The organism is Citrobacter sp. Cpo148 (assembly GCF_030332375.1).
GTDB lineage: Bacteria > Pseudomonadota > Gammaproteobacteria > Enterobacterales > Enterobacteriaceae > Citrobacter > Citrobacter portucalensis.
The window spans coordinates 279,014-298,737 of sequence record NZ_JAOWHY010000040.1 but is presented as its reverse complement, the minus strand read 5'-3'; the positions used below and the strand labels follow the sequence as shown (position 1 = coordinate 298,737).

Annotated in this window: 15 protein-coding genes; 8 read left to right on the top strand and 7 right to left on the bottom strand. The window is 50.6% G+C overall.

All coding sequences use genetic code 11. The features are described from left to right. Positions 1–38: 38 nt before the first annotated feature. From fhuA to hrpB, 7 genes are all read right to left on the bottom strand, one after another. Positions 39–2,252 carry a ferrichrome porin FhuA gene (fhuA, locus tag OGY10_RS05605; RefSeq protein ID WP_008786254.1) on the bottom strand — a complete coding sequence of 738 codons (2,214 nt, stop codon included), beginning with the start codon at positions 2,250–2,252 and terminating at the stop codon, positions 39–41. 210 nt (positions 2,253–2,462) lie between these two features. Beyond that, positions 2,463–3,461, bottom strand: coding sequence for a fimbrial protein (locus tag OGY10_RS05600; protein WP_239693058.1), 999 nt, complete (start codon positions 3,459–3,461; stop codon positions 2,463–2,465). Between the two features lie 34 nt (positions 3,462–3,495). Further along, positions 3,496–5,982 carry a fimbria/pilus outer membrane usher protein gene (locus OGY10_RS05595; RefSeq protein ID WP_032942394.1) on the bottom strand — a complete coding sequence of 829 codons (2,487 nt, stop codon included), beginning with the start codon at positions 5,980–5,982 and terminating at the stop codon, positions 3,496–3,498. 43 nt (positions 5,983–6,025) lie between these two features. Then, positions 6,026–6,739, bottom strand: coding sequence for a fimbrial biogenesis chaperone (locus OGY10_RS05590; protein WP_191226407.1), 714 nt, complete (start codon positions 6,737–6,739; stop codon positions 6,026–6,028). 47 nt (positions 6,740–6,786) lie between these two features. Beyond that, positions 6,787–7,353 (bottom strand): fimbrial protein, encoded by a 567-nt coding sequence (locus tag OGY10_RS05585; protein ID WP_191226408.1) that lies wholly within the window; start codon positions 7,351–7,353, stop codon positions 6,787–6,789. 406 nt (positions 7,354–7,759) lie between these two features. After that, positions 7,760–10,300: a bifunctional glycosyl transferase/transpeptidase gene (gene mrcB, locus OGY10_RS05580; protein WP_008786249.1), complete on the bottom strand. Its 2,541-nt coding sequence runs from the start codon at positions 10,298–10,300 to the stop codon at positions 7,760–7,762. Between the two features lie 135 nt (positions 10,301–10,435). Continuing rightward, positions 10,436–12,865 carry an ATP-dependent helicase HrpB gene (gene hrpB / locus OGY10_RS05575; protein WP_286576418.1) on the bottom strand — a complete coding sequence of 810 codons (2,430 nt, stop codon included), beginning with the start codon at positions 12,863–12,865 and terminating at the stop codon, positions 10,436–10,438. Between the two features lie 73 nt (positions 12,866–12,938). On the opposite strand from hrpB, the gene thpR reads away from it, so the two are divergent. From thpR to OGY10_RS05535, 8 genes are all read left to right on the top strand, one after another. Next, a complete protein-coding gene (gene thpR, locus OGY10_RS05570; RefSeq protein WP_032942390.1) occupies positions 12,939–13,469 on the top strand; it encodes an RNA 2',3'-cyclic phosphodiesterase in 531 nt (176 codons plus the stop codon). Between the two features lie 15 nt (positions 13,470–13,484). Then, positions 13,485–14,189 (top strand): DNA/RNA nuclease SfsA, encoded by a 705-nt coding sequence (sfsA, locus tag OGY10_RS05565; RefSeq protein ID WP_286576416.1) that lies wholly within the window; start codon positions 13,485–13,487, stop codon positions 14,187–14,189. 177 nt (positions 14,190–14,366) lie between these two features. Beyond that, positions 14,367–14,822, top strand: a complete 456-nt coding sequence (dksA, locus tag OGY10_RS05560) for an RNA polymerase-binding protein DksA (RefSeq protein WP_003829221.1) — start codon at positions 14,367–14,369, stop codon at positions 14,820–14,822. Positions 14,823–14,892: 70 nt separating this feature from the next. Beyond that, the gene (gene gluQRS / locus OGY10_RS05555; protein WP_071446613.1) at positions 14,893–15,789 is read left to right on the top strand and encodes a tRNA glutamyl-Q(34) synthetase GluQRS; all 897 of its coding nucleotides are present in this window, start codon (positions 14,893–14,895) and stop codon (positions 15,787–15,789) included. 71 nt (positions 15,790–15,860) lie between these two features. Further along, a complete protein-coding gene (gene pcnB / locus OGY10_RS05550) occupies positions 15,861–17,258 on the top strand; it encodes a polynucleotide adenylyltransferase PcnB (RefSeq protein WP_204192014.1) in 1,398 nt (465 codons plus the stop codon). 51 nt (positions 17,259–17,309) lie between these two features. Further along, positions 17,310–17,801, top strand: coding sequence for a 2-amino-4-hydroxy-6-hydroxymethyldihydropteridine diphosphokinase (gene folK, locus OGY10_RS05545; protein WP_008786242.1), 492 nt, complete (start codon positions 17,310–17,312; stop codon positions 17,799–17,801). 359 nt (positions 17,802–18,160) lie between these two features. Further along, a complete protein-coding gene (locus OGY10_RS05540) occupies positions 18,161–18,754 on the top strand; it encodes a fimbrial protein (RefSeq protein WP_071446612.1) in 594 nt (197 codons plus the stop codon). 178 nt (positions 18,755–18,932) lie between these two features. After that, positions 18,933–19,667 (top strand): fimbrial chaperone, encoded by a 735-nt coding sequence (locus OGY10_RS05535; protein WP_008786240.1) that lies wholly within the window; start codon positions 18,933–18,935, stop codon positions 19,665–19,667. Positions 19,668–19,724: the final 57 nt, after the last annotated feature.

Genomic DNA, 19,724 nt, shown 5'->3' with positions numbered 1-19,724 from the left:
CTTGTAAAACGGGCACGCAAAGCGTGCCCAAAGAGAAATTAGAAACGGAAGGTTGCAGTTGCAACGACCTGACGTTCTGCGCCCCAGTAACATGCGTATTCGCTGTAGCAACTGGAAACGTATTCGCGATTAAACAGGTTGTTAACGTTCACCGCAACAGACGAACCCGCCATGCCGAAACGAGCCAGATCGTATTTCACCATCGCGTCGGCAACAGTATAGCCACCAACGTTAAAGGAGTCGTTCTTCTTCGCCGCATCGTTTTTGTAGTAACTCACCGTTGAACCGGTGTAACGCACCCCTGCGCCAAGAGTCAAACCGCTAAGTGCCGTTTCATAGAACGTATAATCGGTCCATAAAGAAGCCTGATTACGAGGTACTTCTGCCGGACGCTTGCCTTTGAAGATGGTGTCCTCGGTATATTCCGCATCCGTATAGCTGTATGCCGCCGTAATGTTAACGTTGGCATTGACCGCAGCTTTAGCCTCCAGCTCAACACCACGAGAACGAATTTCGCCGCTCTGAACGCTGTACAGCCCAGTTGGATCGTTCGGGTCTGCGGTCAGATTTTTGTCTTTCGTCAGCTGATAAACCGCAGCTGTCAGCACGACAGGCATATCCTTCGGCACATATTTCACGCCAGCTTCGTACTGCTTACCGCGTGACGGATCAAACGGTTTTCCTTCTTTCGTTGAACCTGATGTCGGTTCGAAAGATTCGCTATAGCTGAAGTATGGTGAAATTCCATTATCAAACAGGTAGTTAACACCACCGCGCCAGGTAAACTGTTGATCGTTAACTTCGGCCAGAGTATTACTGGAGCGAGTCAACGTAGAGGTTGTTGCGTAATCATAACGACCACCCAGCGTCAGCACCCACTTATCCCATTCCATCTGGTCCTGGGCGTAAAGTCCGGTCTGCTCCATACGGTTCAGCACGGCGTACTTCGCATACGGTCCGCTGACATCAATATTCGGATTACCGTACTGCGGGTTATTCATATCCAGTGGATCTGCGGAGCCATAAAGTGCATTCACGTCGTTACGCATGCGCGAATAATCAACACCTGTCAGCAGAGTATGTTCCACATCGCCGGTGGCAAAAGCAGACTGAAGCTGGGTGTCGACAGTGAATGCACTGAGATCTTCGTCAGAACGCACATACTGGCGATTAATTTTGCCAGGGGCAATGTAGCCGTAGCCATACACGGAACGGTAGAGTGTTTTCACTCGGTCATATCGCAGATTCTGGCGCACAGTGAAGGTATCGTTCAAGGCATGCGAGAAGTTGTAGCCTACCATTTTCTGACGACGCGCCATCTTGTTATCGTCTTCGCCTTCATTGAAATCAGTTGGCAACTTGTGCGGATTACCGTTCGCATCGTAGTAAGGGACAAGCGTACCTTCACGCGGCAACCAACCGTAATAACCCGCATACGGATCGTTTTGGAAGTTACTAAGGAAGGTGAAATCTGTTTTATCATCAGGACGCCAGCTAAACGCAGGCGCAACAGCGTAACGCGTTGATTTTGACATTTCCTGTTGAGAATTCTGGCTGTTGCCTAATCCCGTTAAACGGTATGACCACACACCGTCATCATCAATAGCATCGCTGAAATCGAAACCGGTTTGCCAGAGGTTGTTAGTCCCCATTTTGAACTGAATTTCTTTCAGAGGTTCAGTGGTCGGACGCTTGCTTACCATGCTTACAATGCCGCCAGGGTTACTGTTACCGTACAATACAGATGTTGGCCCACGCATGACTTCTACGCGTTCCAGAAAATATGGGTCCATTGATACTTCAGAGTAGTTATTTCCCTGAAGTTTCATCCCATCAAGATACTGGTTGGTATTGACGGTGGTTGGCGCAGTGAAACCTCGAATTGTCACCACATCATAGGTAGTTGAACTACCACGCGTGGCAAAAACACCCGGCGTGTAAGCAATCGCTTCTTTCACCGTCGCGGGCTGTTTGGTGTCCATCTCTTCACGCGTCACTACCGAAACAGATTGCGGGGTCTTTTCGATAGGTGTATCGGTCTTGGTTGCAGTGGCAGACCGCTTCGCAGCGATGGTTGGGGACGGTCCCCATGCGCTTTCTTGTGCGGCAGGTGCAGCAGTTACGGTGATGGTTTCTTCTTTCGGGTCAACCGCCGCCTGTGCATAGACAGACATGCCGCTAACCGCTGTGGCTACCACTACTGCGATTTTACGCAGTGATGAACTTGGCTGAGCAGTTTTAAGACGCGCCATTGGTATTTCTCTGATGAAAGTGAATGATAACGTAAACGAGAATTATTATTATAACGGCAGCATAATATTCGAAACTCTGGCGAGATAGCAAGCAATACACGTCCCTACTAAAACTGAGGGGTTAAGAAATAACCAGATGAAAAGAAAGGGTTAATAAATTAGGCTGGAATGTTGAAAAGAAAAGCCTGCAAATACACAGGCTATTTTTGGCTAGCGGTAAAAAACGTTAAATGTCGCAACAGAGTCAACCTTTCCCGCTTTTACAGTTCCTGTTTGTACATATCTTGCTTTCAAAGGGATAGTGACAGACTGCCTATCGGTTGTTTGCGCTACCGCGTTGTAATCTTGATCAAATTTCAGCACATTATTGTTGCTGTCGAGAATTTGTAATCCGACCCCTTCGGCTGCGTCATTACCACTGGCGATCTCCAGGATGTCGCTATTGCCACTCACGCCAGTTGAACCGGCAGTGGTGAATTTATAATCAAGTTTGATGCCCGCGACACACTGTTCCAGCTGAATCTTGAAACTATCATCAGACACAACATCGGAATAACCGTCCACAATATCGCTAGTCATGATTCTCTTAAGTGGCACAGTGATATTTTTTTCAACCAAATTGCAGGTGTTAGCAGTAACGTTAATCGCTATTGGCGCAAAGCGAATTTGAGCAATAACCTGCGAATCATAAATCCAGTCCGCATTGAGCATGTTGACGTCAATAACTCCTGACTGCACAACACCAGTGACGACAAATTCAGCTCTCGCACGTGATTGAATACTATAGTCACTTAAGTGGGTTGTTTTTGCCGTCCCTAGATGCATAGGGGTAACCACCGAACCTTCTGTTAGGGCGGAAGCGTTATCTTTAACCCAGGCGACCCGAAAACCTATTCCCGGAACATTTGTTTGATAAACGCGGCTAAGGGGATTATCCGTGCGGGCATCGCTACTCGTGAATACGGTATAGCCTGTATAGATATCGCCATTATCTGTACAGTCCACGACTTTAATAAGATCGCCAGTCACTTCCTGGGTTGCAATGATCGTACCTGGAGCAGCGTCCGCATTTACCGTAAACGACGGCATATTGAACGTAGAGGTTGACGGCGACGCATCATTCTCAATTTTGCAGGATGCCTGAACTGATTGCTGTGCGAACAATAGACCGCAACATAGAATCAATCTAAAAATCATATAATTATTCATATTCCCACAGTCCATTTTATGTTTTCCCTTTACACTATCGACACTCAACCGCAGCCTGGTAAATAGAGGACTCGATATCGTCTGGGATCTGCGCATTTCCTTCACAGCGCTGTTCTGGAGCACTACCCCACTGTACTTTAAACGGTACATTACCTTTCAAACCGGTCAGATAAACTTCGCCACCATCTCCGACTATTGAGGAGCCCCCCTCAATTGACAGTACCGCGCCGAAAGGCACAAAACTCGATCCATGGTGAAGTGTTAATAAGGCGCGAATACCCTGGCGGGCAGAGAAATTAGCTGCGACAACTGCCCCTTTCGTAGGTACGACATCTTTGGCCGGTTTTTCGATATCCAGATCGTCGCGTTCCCCGCTGTTCACCGTGACGGTATTACGACGATAATTAGTTAAATATGGTACGACCGCATTTCCCCAGTAGTCAGTATAAATACCTTGCATATTCTGGACTTTAACATCTGCTCCCTCGTCAATATGGACAATAGCAAAAGCATCCTGGACAGATTGCCCCAGCGTAATACCATAAGGATGTGCGACGACGGATCCTTGCGCGCTGTAGTTCCACTGTTTGCTATCTTTGGCATAGCTATAGTTCGCCCCAATTTCACCGTATGAGCCACGATAACGCCCCGTCATGCTCGCACCATATCCAGTATCGTGATCGGTATAGCTTTGCTGCAGGTTATAACTTAAGTTGTTATCTTCCAGCGCAGTCCCGCCAATCCCAACCTGATGCACGGTATTGCCATTTTTAGCGCTGTTTAGGTTGTAGGTCGCCCAACTGTTTGACAGCCAACGTGACAAAGGAATATTGACGGAAAATGCAACCTGCTGGTCATTATCGCTGTTTGGTGTTTTTGTCAGGCTATAGTTCACGGACCAGGTGATGTCCTGCCAACTGGAGCTGAACCCCATACTGGCACTGCGTTCATGCCCACTCATATCCCAGTAATCTTGTTGATAACCATTGATATACACAGACCCTACAGAGCCCAATGATTGCGACATACTCAACTGTAAACGGCTACGACGATTGTTTGTTTTACGGTAATTGTAAATTCCATCATCTTCGCCTCTATCACGTTGATCGAGTGCTTCCTGGAAGGTATAAAAACCAGAAGTAGAATAACGGTAACTGGCCAGCGTCACCGTGGTATCTGTTGCAGAAAAGTCTTTGGAATATTGTGCGCGCCAGGATAAACCATTGGCATTACCACGCCCGTCGTCAAACTGAGTTCTGGCCGCAGTAACATCTACAGACACAGAACCAAGCTCACCGAGATCGGCCCCCGCCCCGACCAGACCGGCACGGTAAATTGATGCGTCGAGCGCTCCGCCATACAGCGTAATGCCATGAGGCATGCCGTAGATTACCGTCGCCTGACCAAACCCAGGTTCCTCGCCGTTATCGCTATCGCGGTATTTTCCACCAGCAAGGCTATATTTCAGCGCACCTTCACGCTGTAAGATGGGTACCGAAGCACTTGCCTGAATAAACGAATGCTCGCTTCCATCAGCTTCTTTAACGGTAACTTGTAAATCTGACCCTGCTGTTACCTGACTGAGATCTCTGATTTCAAAGGGGCCGCTGGAGACATAAGTCTGATATATCGTGTAGCCATTTTGCTTAATCGTTACTTTTGCATCGCTATTGGCAATTCCGCGTACAACAGGCGCAAACCCTTGTAAGCTATTGGGTAACATGCTGGTATCGGTTTCCAGCTTCACTCCTGTCATCTGTACGCTGTCAAACAGTTCGCCGTTGGTATATGTCTGGCCGATTTCAAGCTGGCTTTGCAGAAATTTAATATCCCGCTCCAGCGTGGTGCTGATCGCATCCCAGCCATCCGAATTGCTGTAGGTACTTGAATTACGAAGCCGCCAGGCGCCAAGATTTAGACCGGAATTAAGGCTTGCCCAGTTCGAGTTATCGTTCTCGCCATTTACTTGCTGGCGGTTACCGCTAATGTAATAGCTGCTCCATGCCGCAGGAATGCCATCGTCCCAGTCTTTAATAGGGATAGCGCCAGCGACTTGCTGGTCGCGATAAATTTGCGGGATCCGCATGAAAAGAGTTTGGCTATCGAGTTGAAAATCAAACTTTGCTCCCGATATGTACTGGGCGATGTCGCCAACTGGAGCCGTATCAGCCAATGATTTCAAGCCGGGAAGGCTATCGACCTTCACCCCCAGCTCTCTGAGATCCCCTTTGCTGAACTGCGGGAGTAACTGCGTCTTATCCTGCGATAGTACGTATGTAATATTTCGCTTATCAATGCGATCATAATCCCACATAACTTCAGTCAAATAAGTCCCTGGTTGTAACCCATTATTTTGCAAAAAGGTTTCCAGTGTTGACGTATTCTCTAACGGTGTACCGAGTTCCAGAATATGCAAATTGAATTCATCTTCAGCACTCGCTGGGTGCAAAAATGAGCATAATGCCAGCGTAATGCTGTTGAGCAAAAAGAGTCGGCAAGATCGCAAAGGATAAGGCTGCATATAATAAAGTCCCTTTAATTTTTACCCATACGCGTCATTGCGTTTATAGTTGTTGGTGCTTTTTCACCGTTGCAGCACCATAGTCATTCACTGCAGCCCATGACACATCACCTACTGCTGCTGCAGGTATTGAAAATATTTGTTCCCCAAAGGGAGGAATCGTCATTGACAATGACTCAGGTACAGAACTGTCTGCGAGAGGTTTTACCCGCTTTCCACCAACAGAGAGTTCTAATAACGAAATATGAAATGGCGTTGGATTCTTTGCGGTTAATTGAGAACCCTGACGGCTAAACCGTAATTTTTCCCACGCACCGGCAGCGGCCGATTCTTTAAGACTCACTGGCCGCCAAAAAAGTTTCAGCTGTGTTTTCATCGCAAACTGCAGCGTATTTTTATCTTTTAATTCATCAGGCATAGCCGAAACAGATTTAAAGTTGGCAACAAACATCGATTCACGGTCTTGTGGTAGCGATCCTTTATCGCCAATAAAGACGATATGCAGCAGAGCCTGACCATTAGCGTCCATTTTATAAATCGGCGGAGTGATAATAAAAGGCGCTTTTGTGTTATCTGTCTTTGTTGCCCAGCTTTGTATCAGATATTTATTGGCATCTTCTTTATTCTTAATAGATATCTGTACTTCTTTTTTATTCTCCGGGTAAATGATTCTAGTTCCCCCCAGGACAATGCTGGCCTGTGCATTTATGGCAATAAGCCCAATGATGGCAAAACAAATTCGCGCATATAATTTCACCCGCAATACTCCCTGGTCAGGCAGCCCTGTAGGGCTGCCTGTCATACTTAACGATAGAACACGGTAAAATTCGCGGAGGCGTGATATTTACCTGCAGTCGGTTTGTCATTACCAATCTGAATCACTTTCGCGGTATAGTTGAAAATAGAAGGCGTTGCTTCATCGCCAGTATTCGCCACATCAGTGGTTGATACCGGAACGGAGTCATCAAACACAACATCAGTATTACCACCATTATTATTGGTTACGGTAATACCTACATTTGTTGCAGCACTCGCATCACTAAGGTCGTTCTTCAGGCGTAAATTCTCGCCGTCAGTAGTGTCACCACTGAACCTCAGGTTTAAACTTGCTATGGCAGGGTCACATTTAGCCAGAGAAATCTGGAAATCTTTTGTCGGGCCAGGGGTCCCATCACCATCAAAATTATCCGGATAAGCATCCGCAAAAGTAACCACGGTATTTGCTCCTGCGCCATCGACATCAATAACGCAAGTGTCGGCAACAATACGGCCAGAAAACTCTACCTTACCCGTATCTTCTGCAAATGCAGAAGTATTTACAGCGGCAATCAGGCTTCCGGCCATCAGCACAGTAAGAAGCTTTTTATTCATTAGAATCCCTTAATCAGAACGATTGAATGACAAAGTCCCATTGCCAATAATAAATTACTGGCGAGAAATATTGAGGGTGAGCACGGAGAGAAAAGAATAAAGATATGCAAAAAACATGATCTTCTGAAATCCCTTCATCAAATCAATACAATGAATCGTGTATAGTGTTCACTCGCGGATTAAATCAAACCACCGGAGAGACTGTCTATAGCCTGCAATTTTTCACACATCATAAAAGAAGTTAACTATTTAATTTCCAATGTTTTTTGCAAACATTTATTTTACTTAATCTGTTCTTAATTAAAATTAAATCAATACAATTACATCATGGAAAAATAAAACTCATTTTACCCAGAAATAAAAACACCCGCTAATAGCGGGTGTTTAGGTCTAATTTATTACTGAATTAATTACTACCAAACATCTCTTTAATCCAACCGGCTACGCCATCGCCGTCCTTCTTCTCTTGCTGCGGCGGTTGCTGCTGTTGAGGCTGCTGTTGCTGCGGCTGCTGAGAAGATTGATCGAACGGATTGCCCGACTGCTGCAGCATCTCACCTTGCTGACACAGTGAATCCGGATCGGTGGTCCATACAGGAAGCGTGCGCATCCCGCCGCTACAAACGAAGTTACCGTCGTAGTCTACGCCCATATCCACCACATCCTCCGGCGGCGTCAACACCAGCGGTGTTGGCGTCTGGTTGGCCAGATAACGCTGATAAATCGACATCGCGCCGCTGGCACCGTACAGCTTGGTTGGCTGGTTGTTATCGCGGCCCACCCAGGTGATGGTCACCTGGCTGCCGTCGATCCCGGCAAACCAGGTATCCACGTTGTTGTTGGTGGTCCCGGTTTTCCCTGCCAGATGCAGACCCGGATACTTCGCGCCAAGCTGGCGACCCGTACCACGCTGAACCACCTGCTGCATAGTCCACAGCGTCATATACGCTGCCTGCGCCGGAACGGCACGCTCGGCCTGTGGGAAACTCTGGTACAGTACGGTTCCATCTTCGGCAATCACCGAACGCAGCGCCGACAGCGGCGCGCGGTTCCCGCCGCTGGCGATAGTCTGGAATGCCTGCGCCACTTCGATTGGCGTCAGGTTCAACGCCCCCAGCAGCATGGCCGGAACCGGGTTAAGCTGATCTTTCGGCGCCCCCAGCTTCAACCAGGTATCGGTTACAGCAGGCAGGCCCAGCGCCATCCCCAGATTTACCGTTGGCACGTTCATTGAACGCGTTAACGCATCCACCAGCATCACTTTACCGCTTTCGCTATAGCGACGGTCATCGTTCTGCGGTGACCACACCTGGCCGTTCGGCTGACGCAGTGCAATCGGCGCGTCGGCAATCCAGGTATTCAGGCGGTACAGTTTCGGCTGGCTGAGCGCGGTCAGATAGGTCGCAGGCTTGGCCAGAGAACCAATCGAACGACGCGCCTGCATCGCACGGTTATAGCCCGCAAACTGCGGTTCTGCTCCGCCGACCATGGCGCGAACTTCACCACTAAAGCGGTCAACGACCACAATCGCGGTTTCCAGATCGCTCAGCTTACGCTGTTTCTTCAGTACCGGAATGCCTTCCACCGCCGCTTTTTCTGCGGCATCCTGCGCCACGGAATCAAAGGTGGTGAAAATCTTCACGCCGGAGAGATCTTTAACTTTATCGCCCAGCTTCGCCTGGAGCTCCTGACGCACCATCTGCATAAAGGCAGGCTGCGGGGAGATCACCCCACCACGCGGCTGTACGCCTAACGGACGCGCACTCAGCATGTCATACAGATCCTGGTCGATAATCTGCTGCTGTTGCAGAAGACGCAGAACCAGGTTACGACGCTCCAGCGCCAGTTTCGGGTTACGCCACGGGTTGTAGATCGACGCCCCTTTAACCATCCCCACCAGCAGCGCCTGCTGGTCGAGGCTCAGCTCTTCTACCGGACGACCGAAATAATAAAGGCTCGCCAGCGGGAAGCCGCGAATCTCGTTATCACCGCTTTGGCCGAGATAGACTTCGTTCATGTACAGCTCAAGAATGCGGTCTTTGCTGTAACGCGCATCCATGATCAGCGCCATATAGGCTTCGTTGGCCTTACGCCAGTAGGAACGTTCGCTGGACAGGAACAGGTTTTTCACCAGCTGCTGAGTCAGCGTACTGGCCCCCTGTACCGTACGACCCGCCGTCAGGTTCGCCAGCACCGCACGACCAATGGAATAGAGACTGATACCGTCATGCTCATAGAAGTGACGGTCTTCGGTCGCCAGCAGCGTGTCCACCAGCAGATCCGGGAAGCCGCTACGCGGAACAAACAGGCGCTGCTCACCGTTAGGTGAAGAGAGCATGGTGATCAGACGCGGATCGAGACGGAAAAAACCGAACTGGCGGTTGTTATCCATATTCTCGATGGTATCCAGATGATCGCCGTCAAAGGTCAGACGCGCACGCACCTGCCCTTCTTTACTGTCCGGGAAGTCAAACGGACGGCGAATCATCTCGATGCTCTTCGCCTGCACGGTAAATTCGCCCGGACGCGTCATCTTCGTCACCTGACGATACTGCGTGGCCTCCAGCAGCTTCACCATCTCGTTTTTGCCGATAGGCATTTCTGGCTCAAGGTTAACCATACGGCCATAAACTGCCGCAGGAAGCTGCCAGACTTTGCCATCAATACGGCTACGGATTTTTTGGTCCAGATAAACGCCGTAAATGGCAATCAGCACCAAAAAGACAATCGACAGTTTTACCAGCAGCCAGAACCAGCCGCGCTTACCACGAGGCTTACGCCCTTTGCCTTTACCCTTACGCGGCATCGGTTCTTCATCCTCATAGTCATCATCATCATAATCGTCGTCATACTCATCATCTCTGAGTTGACGACGGCTCACCTTTTGTTTCACCGGACGCGAGGGTTTTCCTTTACGTCCAATTGGCTCGCGGTCATTCCCCGCCATGCTTTTTCTCCGCAACATTCAGGCGCAAGGGCCCGATTCTCTGTTCTTCCGTCCTGCGACAGAAGAAGAAATCTCTCAATTATTACCGTTCTTTCGCCGGATGCGGCATAACGCCTTATCCGGCCTACAGTTACATTACGAATACTTTTTGGTGCGCCGCGTTGGCGCGGTATTCGCCGGATCGTCCGGCCAGACATGTTTGGGATAACGCCCTTTCATCTCTTTTTGCACCTCGCGGTACGATCCCTGCCAGAACGCGCTCAGATCGCTCGTCACCTGTAGCGGTCTTTGGGCCGGCGACAGCAACTCCAGCACCAGCGGCACGCGCCCCTGGGCAATGGTTGGGTTTTTTGCTTCACCAAACATTTCCTGCATCCGAACCGCCAATACTGGAGGATTATCCTCATGATAGCGAATAGCAATCCGGCTTCCCGTCGGCACAGTGTAATGCGCAGGCAGCTCACTATCCAGACGTTGCAACATTGACCAGTCCAGTAAACCGCGCAACGCCTGTCCCACATTGAGTGCTTTTAATGCGCGTAACGAGTGCACACCGCTCATGTGCGGCAGCAGCCAGGTCTCCAGCGACGCCAGCAGAGAATCCTCATCTACCGCGGGCCAGTCGTATTCTGGCAACCAGTTTGCCGCACATTGCAGACGCAGTCGAAACTGCTCGGCTTCCGGCGTCCAGTTGAGCACACTTAGCCCTTTATCGCGAATGCCATTCAACATCGCCTGATGCAACTCCTCTTCCGAGGGTTTGGCCAATGGCTGTACTTTTACCGTGAGCTGACCAATGCGCGACCGACGCAATGCCTTTAACGTTCCCTGGGTTTCATCCCATTCGATGGTGTCGGACTGTTGCAGCAGCTCAGGACATGCCTGCATCAGCGACTCGATATCCAGCGGCAGAGCCAGCAAAATACGCGCGTCTGGCGAAGCGCTGCCCTGCAACAAAAGTGGCGCTATCAGCCATTCATGGCGTCCTGAAGCATCATCGGCATCCAGCATGGCGCCCATGCCATTCGCCAGTTGATAGCGCCCTTCCTGTCCGCGTCGACGCGCGATCCGATCGGCAAACGCCCGCGCCAGCAATGAGGGGAGCAGCGTGCTGTCGGGCTGCCCGCTGCTAACGTTAAGCCGTTTCAGCAACTGTTGACTGCGCTGCTGCCAGGCGGGCTGATTTCGTGAAAACGCCACGGTCAGATCGGTACTTCCACCGCGCGGCGGCTCTTCCAGAATCGCGGCCAGTTTTGCCGCCGTAGCCGCTTCGGTATTATTTTTGGCACCGACCAGCATCGCCGCTAAACGAGGATCGTTACCCAATGCCGCCATTTTCTGCCCGCGGGCACTGAGCCTGTCGCCCTCAAGCGCGCCCAGCATCTGCAACAGCCGTTTTGCCGCCTGCAGGTTGATGGCGGGCGGCGTATCCAGCCAGTTCAGTTGCCCAGGTTCGGTACATCCCCATTGCAGCAACTCCATCAGTAGCCCGGACAGATCGCTCTGCAATATCTCCGCTTCCCCCTGCGCTGCCGCTCTTTCTGCCTGCTCTTTGGCAAGCAGATGCAGGCAAATACCGGGCTCCAGACGACCCGCACGTCCCGCGCGCTGAGTCATCGAAGCCTGGCTGATGCGCTGGGTAATCAGTCGCGTCAGACCGGTACGCACGTCATAGCGCGCCACGCGTTCCTGGGCGCAGTCCACCACCAGCCGGATGCCTTCGATCGTCAAGCTGGTTTCAGCAATATTGGTGGCCAGCACCACTTTGCGTTTGCCTTGCGGCGCGGGCACAATCGCCTGACGCTGCTCGGAAAGCGTTAACGCGCCGTACAGTGGACACAGCACAACATCGCTGCCTACACGCGTAGCCAGCTGCTCCTGTACACGCAGGATTTCGCCCACACCCGGTAAAAATAGCAGCAGTGACCCGCTTTCATGGCGCAATAGCTCCGCCGTCGCTATCGCCACCGCTTCATCAAAACGCAAATGCGCCGCCAACGGCAGATACCGCCGCTCAACGGGAAATGCGCGGCCTTCAGAAACGATCGTCGGCGCATCGGGCAACATCTGCTGCAAACGCCCGTTATCCAGAGTGGCGGACATAATCAACAGTTTCAGATCGTCCCGCAGCCCTTGCTGTACATCCAGCAATAGCGCCAGCGCCAGATCAGCCTGTAAACTCCGTTCGTGAAATTCGTCGAGGATCACCAGCCCGACGCCTGTCAGTTCAGGATCGCGTTGGATCATCCGCGTCAGGACGCCCTCTGTTACCACTTCCAGCCGGGTCTGCGGCCCTACGCAACTTTGTGCGCGCATGCGATAGCCCACGGTTTCACCAGGCTTTTCGTTCAGCAATTCCGCTAATCGTTGCGCCACATTGCGCGCTGCCAGGCGGCGCGGCTCCAGCAAAATAATCCGCCCCGTAATACCGCGATGCTCAAGAAGTCGCAACGGCAGCCAGGTCGATTTCCCGGCACCGGTCGGCGCCGTCAGCAGAACCTGCGGCGAGGCATCAAGGGCGGTAAGCAGTTCAGGCACTACGGCGGCAACGGGCAACGACGTCACAAATGGCTCCAGAGGGTTAACATTCTTCGCGCTGCATTGTAGCATCGCGTTAATTCATAACCGAGTATCCATCATGTCTGAGCCAAAAAGGCTGTTCTTTGCGATTGAATTGCCAGCCGGGGTTCGGGAGCAGCTAATCCACTGGCGGGCCGCGCAGTTCCCCCCTGAAGCGGGTCGCCCCGTCGCGGCTGATAATCTGCATCTGACGCTGGCCTTTTTAGGCGACGTCAGCGCTGAGAAGCAACAGGCGCTGTCGCAGCTCGCGGGGCGTATTCGCCAGCCAGGTTTCACGCTCAAATTCGATGATGCCGGGCAATGGCTGCGCTCCAGGGTCGTGTGGCTGGGTATGCGTCAGCCGCCGCGCGGGTTGCTGCAACTGGCGAATATGCTACGGGCGCAGGCAGCGCGTAGCGGGTGCTATCAAAGCCCGCAGCCGTTTCACCCGCATATCACGCTGCTGCGCGATGCCGGTCACGCGGTTCCAATCCCTCCACCGGGCTTTGGCTGGTCATTTCCGGTAACGGAGTTCGCACTTTACTCCTCCTCATTTTCACGAGGACGCACGCGTTATACGCCGCTGCAACGCTGGACGCTGACTGAATAATTAAAGGGACTGCTTATGCAATTTTCTCCACCTTTACAACCTGCAACGCTCATCCAGCGCTATAAGCGCTTTTTAGCGGATGTGATCACACCCGATGGCACAGCGTTAACGCTACACTGCCCAAATACCGGTGCAATGACCGGATGCGCAATGCCAGGTGACACCGTTTGGTATTCGACATCAGAAAATACTAAACGCAAATATCCACATACCTGGGAATTAACGCAAACCCAATCCGGTGAATTTATTTGTGTTAACACGCTGTGGGCCAACAGATTAACGAAAGAGGCGATTCAGCAGACGTTAATTTCGGAAGTTTCAGGCTACAGTACTTTGAAAAGTGAAGTAAAATACGGCGCCGAAGGGAGCCGCATCGACTTTTTGTTACAGGCAGATTCCCGACCTGACTGCTATATTGAAGTGAAATCAGTCACGTTGGCGGAAAAAGAGCAGGGTTATTTTCCCGATGCCATCACTGAACGAGGTCAGAAGCATCTTCGGGAATTGATGAGCGTAGCGGCTGAAGGCAAGCGGGCAGTGATATTTTTCGCCGTGCTACATTCAGCCATTACACGGTTTTCACCCGCGCGCCATATCGATGCAAAATATGCGCAATTATTAGTTGAAGCACAGCTTAAGGGGGTTGAAATTCTGGTTTATAAAGCGGAACTTTCTGCCCACGGTATGACTCTTAAAGAGCCGTTGCCCATTACCTTGTAATGGTGTAAATATCTGGTCAATTAGTATTCTGGGCGCGTGGGCAAATACGCTTTTCCTCACAGGGTTGTCAAGTGTTACGTTTAGATAATTGCTATCCGGAAAAGCATCTGCTATTTATAGCGACCTGATTTTTCCCCCGAACATGGGGATCGATAGTGCGTGTTAAGGAGAAGCAACATGCAAGAAGGGCAAAACCGTAAAACATCGTCCCTGAGTATTCTCGCCATCGCTGGGGTGGAGCCGTACCAGGAGAAACCGGGCGAAGAGTATATGAACGAAGCCCAGCTGTCGCACTTCAGGCGTATTCTTGAGGCATGGCGCAATCAACTTAGGGATGAAGTCGATCGCACCGTAACTCATATGCAAGACGAAGCGGCTAACTTCCCTGATCCGGTGGACCGCGCCGCACAGGAAGAAGAATTCAGCCTTGAGCTGCGTAACCGTGACCGTGAGCGCAAACTGATCAAAAAGATCGAGAAGACGCTGAAGAAAGTAGAAGACGAAGATTTCGGCTACTGCGAATCATGCGGCGTAGAAATTGGTATTCGCCGTCTGGAAGCGCGTCCGACAGCCGATCTGTGCATCGACTGTAAAACGCTGGCAGAAATCCGCGAAAAACAAATGGCAGGTTAATTCCGGTCATTTTTACCACGTTTACTACAGGCGGGAGCTTCTCCCGCCTTATTATTTGTTAGTCCGCAAAATGAGCGATTCACACTATATTGGCCGCTTCGCCCCTTCCCCTTCCGGCGAACTGCATTTCGGCTCACTAATTGCCGCCCTCGGGAGTTACCTGCAGGCTCGTGCCCGGCGTGGAATCTGGCGAGTGCGCATTGAAGATATTGACCCCCCTCGTGAAGTTCCCGGTGCTGCAGATACGATTCTGCGTCAGCTGGAACATTACGGACTGCACTGGGATGGCGATATTTTATGGCAATCCCAACGTCATGATGCCTACCGCGAGGCGCTCGCCTGGTTACATCAACAGGATCTGAGCTATTACTGCACCTGTACGCGGGCGCGTATTCAAAGCGTCGGCGGTATTTATGACGGCCACTGCCGTGAGTTACGCCTCGGACCAGAGCAGGCGGCTGTCCGCATAAAGCAACGTCACCCGGTGATGCAGTTTACTGACCAACTGCGCGGTGAAATTCAGGCAGACCCGCAGCTTGCAGGCGAAGATTTTATCATTCACCGTCGCGACGGGCTGTTTGCCTATAACCTCGCCGTGGTGGTTGATGACCACTTTCAGGGCGTAACAGAGATTGTACGCGGTGCCGATCTTATCGAACCCACGGTGCGGCAAATCTCTTTGTATCAGCAGTTTGGCTGGCAAGCACCTGACTATATTCATCTTCCGCTGGCGCTCAACGAACAAGGCGCTAAACTTTCAAAACAAAATCATGCACCTGCGCTGCCGCAAGGCGATCCGCGTCCGGTGATTATTGCCGCGCTGCGCTTTCTCGGCCAGCGTGCCGATATCCCGTGGCAGGATATGCAGGTTGATCAGATCCTGGAGTTTGCCGTTGAGAATTGGCGTCTGACAACGGTGCCTGAATCGGCGATCTTAAATCCGGCATTCTCAAATGCATCATGCTGAGCTATGATTAGCCGCTATTTTTACACAGCAACACTTGTTCTGATTGAAGTTTGACACTACCGAGGTGCACTATTTTTACCCGAGTCGCTAATTTTTGCCGCAAGGTGCTAAGCCGCGAGGAGCGCGAGGCTGAGCTCGCCGTCGCCCGTCCACATATGACGGTAATTCCGCGTGAGCAGCACTCTATCTCCCGCAAAGATATCAGTGAAAATGCCCTGAAGGTAATGTACAGGCTCAATAAGGCCGGATACGAGGCATGGCTGGTTGGCGGTGGTGTACGCGATCTTTTGCTGGGCAAAAAACCGAAAGATTTTGATGTCACCACTAACGCAACGCCGGATCAGGTGCGCAAACTGTTTCGTAACTGTCGCCTGGTTGGTCGCCGTTTCCGTCTGGCCCATGTCATGTTCGGCCCTGAAATTATCGAAGTGGCGACGTTCCGCGGCCATCATGAAGGCAGCGAATCCGATCGCACAACATCGCAGCGCGGGCAAAACGGTATGCTGCTGCGTGACAACATCTTCGGCTCCATCGAAGAAGATGCACAGCGTCGTGATTTCACGATTAACAGCCTGTATTACAGCGTGGCCGATTTCACCGTACGTGATTACGTTGGGGGAATGCAGGATCTCGAAGAGGGCATCATTCGCCTTATCGGTAATCCGGAAACGCGCTATCGCGAAGATCCTGTGCGCATGCTGCGCGCCGTACGCTTTGCCGCCAAGCTCGACATGCGTATCAGCCCGGAAACCGCAGAGCCAATCCCACGTCTGGCAACCTTGCTTAACGATATTCCTCCTGCACGCCTGTTTGAAGAAGCGCTCAAGCTGTTACAGGCGGGCTATGGGTACGAAACCTATAAAAAACTGCGTGAGTACAGCCTGTTCCAACCGCTGTTCCCAACCATTACGCGCTACTTCACCGAAGACGGTGACAGCCCAATGGAACGCATCATTGCCCAGGTACTGAAGAATACCGATAACCGCATTCACAATGATATGCGCGTTAACCCGGCGTTCTTGTTTGCTGCCATGTTCTGGTATCCGTTACTGGAAGCCGCACAGAAAATTGCGCAAGAAAGCGGTCTGGCCTATTACGACGCTTTCGCGCTGGCAATGAACGACGTGCTGGACGAAGCCTGCCGCTCGCTGGCGATCCCGAAACGTCTGACCTCACTGACCCGCGATATCTGGCAGTTGCAGTTACGTATGTCCCGTCGCCAGGGTAAACGCGCCTGGAAGCTGATGGAGCATCCAAAGTTCCGCGCAGCTTACGACCTGTTAGCGCTGCGTGCTGAAGTCGAACACAACGCGGAATTGCAGCGACTGGCGAAATGGTGGGGTGAATTCCAGGTTTCTGCGCCGCCAGAACAAAAAGGCATGCTGAACGAACTGGATGAAGAGCCAGACGCACGTCGTCGCCATCGTCGCCCGCGTAAACGCGCGCCACGCCGTGAAGGCTCCGCATGACCTATCACGTATACCCAACAAATTTCGAGTCGCATCAAGGTGGTGACACAGATGCAGCTTGAAAAACGACGGGTATATATCGCCCTCGGCAGTAATTTAGCCTCCCCTCTGGAGCAGGTTAATGCTGCCGTGAAAGCGATCGGGGAAATCCCTGACAGCCGAATCGTGGCTGTCTCCTCATTTTACCGTACGCCACCATTGGGCCCACAAGATCAACCCGATTACCTGAACGCCGCCGTCGCACTGGAAACCACCCTTGCGCCGGAAGAATTACTCAATCACACCCAACGCATTGAGTTACAGCAGGGCCGGGTGCGCAAAGCCGAACGCTGGGGACCACGAACGCTGGACCTCGACATTATGCTGTTTGGCGATGAAGTGATTAACACCGAACGTTTGACCGTACCGCACTACGACATGAAAAACCGTGGTTTTATGCTGTGGCCGCTCGCTGAAATCGCGCCGGATCTTATCTTTCCAGACGATAAACAACCCCTTGCGTTTTTCATCCAGCAAACCACTCCTCGTCCGGCGCAATGGTAACCGCGTTATATAATAAATTAATTATGAAAAGTCTCACTCAAATTAATTAAACTACATTTTCCTTTCAGTAAATCTAATTAACACATACTACTCAGACATCATCCATGCAAAACAATTATTATTAAAGACCAGTAGTTGTTTGTTCCTTGCGCTTTATCACACAAACCTATATCCCATAAAAATATATTTCAAAAAACAAAAAAAGCCCTCCTACAATAATTTTAAAATAAAATGATTTTATAAAACCCATAGACCCAAGTTATTTTACAAAACATTACTAACCGCTAGAATATGCCCCTGCTATTTAATATAGCAAAGTAGTAATTATCTAATATTTCAAATCCTGTAAGGATACAGTAATGAAAAAAGCAATTTTGGCAGCAGCTATGGTTATGGCAATGGGCTCAACTTCAGCAATGGCAGCGGATGCAGAAGGCGGTCAGCTTAATTTTCACGGTTTAGTCAGTGCTACAACCTGTTCTAAAGTCGTTTCCACCAGCCGTGGTGATGAATCCACTGATGGCAACATCTATCTGGAAACCGCAACCCCGGCGGATATCACCACTGAAGTCGCTGATGCTACTTACGGCGCAAAAGCAGAACCTTTCTCCATCGTTCTGAACTGTAAAGATGCATCCGAAGTGACCACCGGAACTAAGGCCAGTCTGTCAATGGTCTCTTCTTTTGGTAACACCAAAGGCACGCTGGATAACGACACCAACCTGACTGCCGCCGGTATGGCTGCTGCGAAGAACGTAAACATCGCGATTCACGATGCAGACACCAAAACGCTGATGAAAGTTGACGGTGCAGATGTTCACGAAGCCACCTTCGATGCCAGCAAAATCGCTACCTACCACTTTGTAGCTTCCTATGTGAAAGCAGTACTGAGTGATGACGTAACCCCAGGTCACGTTACCACTAACGCAATGTATACCTTTACTTATCAGTAAGCATTAACGCTTTACTGATGAAATAAGTATACAAAAAAGCGCGTTAATAGCATTAACCGGAATTATTACACCGTTTGTCATTAACACAGCTTGTAATAACGAGGTGAGAATTACGATTACTATCGCACCTCGTTTCTTAAATTAAGAACACCAAATCATCCACTGGCAAGGAATGCTCATGTTGAATTTTAAGAAAACGCTTACCACATTGGTACTAGCAGGAAGCTTATTGAGTAATACCAGTCATGCCGATATTATCATTTCCGGCACGCGCATCATTTATGATGAAAATAAAAAAGATGTCAGTATCCGCCTGGAAAATAAAGGTACCCGACCGCTGCTGGTGCAAAACTGGATTGATCTCGGGAATGATAATGCCGATCCAGGCAGTATTAAGGCCCCATTCGTCTCCACTCCTCCCGTTTCACGTATAGAACCAAAGCACGGTCAATCCGTGAAAGTAATGTTTACCCAAACCACAGCATTGCCAAAAGACCGTGAAAGCGTGTTCTGGTTTAACGTGCTGGAAGTACCGCCAAAAGCAGACGCCAACAAAGAAGAAAACAAAAGTTTGCTGCAGTTAGCTTTCCGCACTCGTATCAAACTGTTTTACCGCCCTGCCGGTTTACAGGGTTCGCCTGCAGAAGCCACCAAACAGTTGAAGTGGCAGATGGGGAATGAACAAGGTCATACGACGCTAAAGGTTAATAACCCAACACCTTACTACGTTTCATTTAATGATGCTGTCGTTACGGTTGGCGGGAAGCGCTATACCGTTGATGCCACCATGGTTGCGCCTTTGAGCAATGCCTCTTTTAACGTCAAAGGTCTACAAAATACCGTATCAGGCAAACTGGACTACCACGCCATTAACGATTATGGCGGCATGATCGAAGGCTCTGTTTCACTGTAATCGATTAATCAAAACGCAGGATGCAAAAGACGGTGCAAAACTTTCCTTATACCGAAT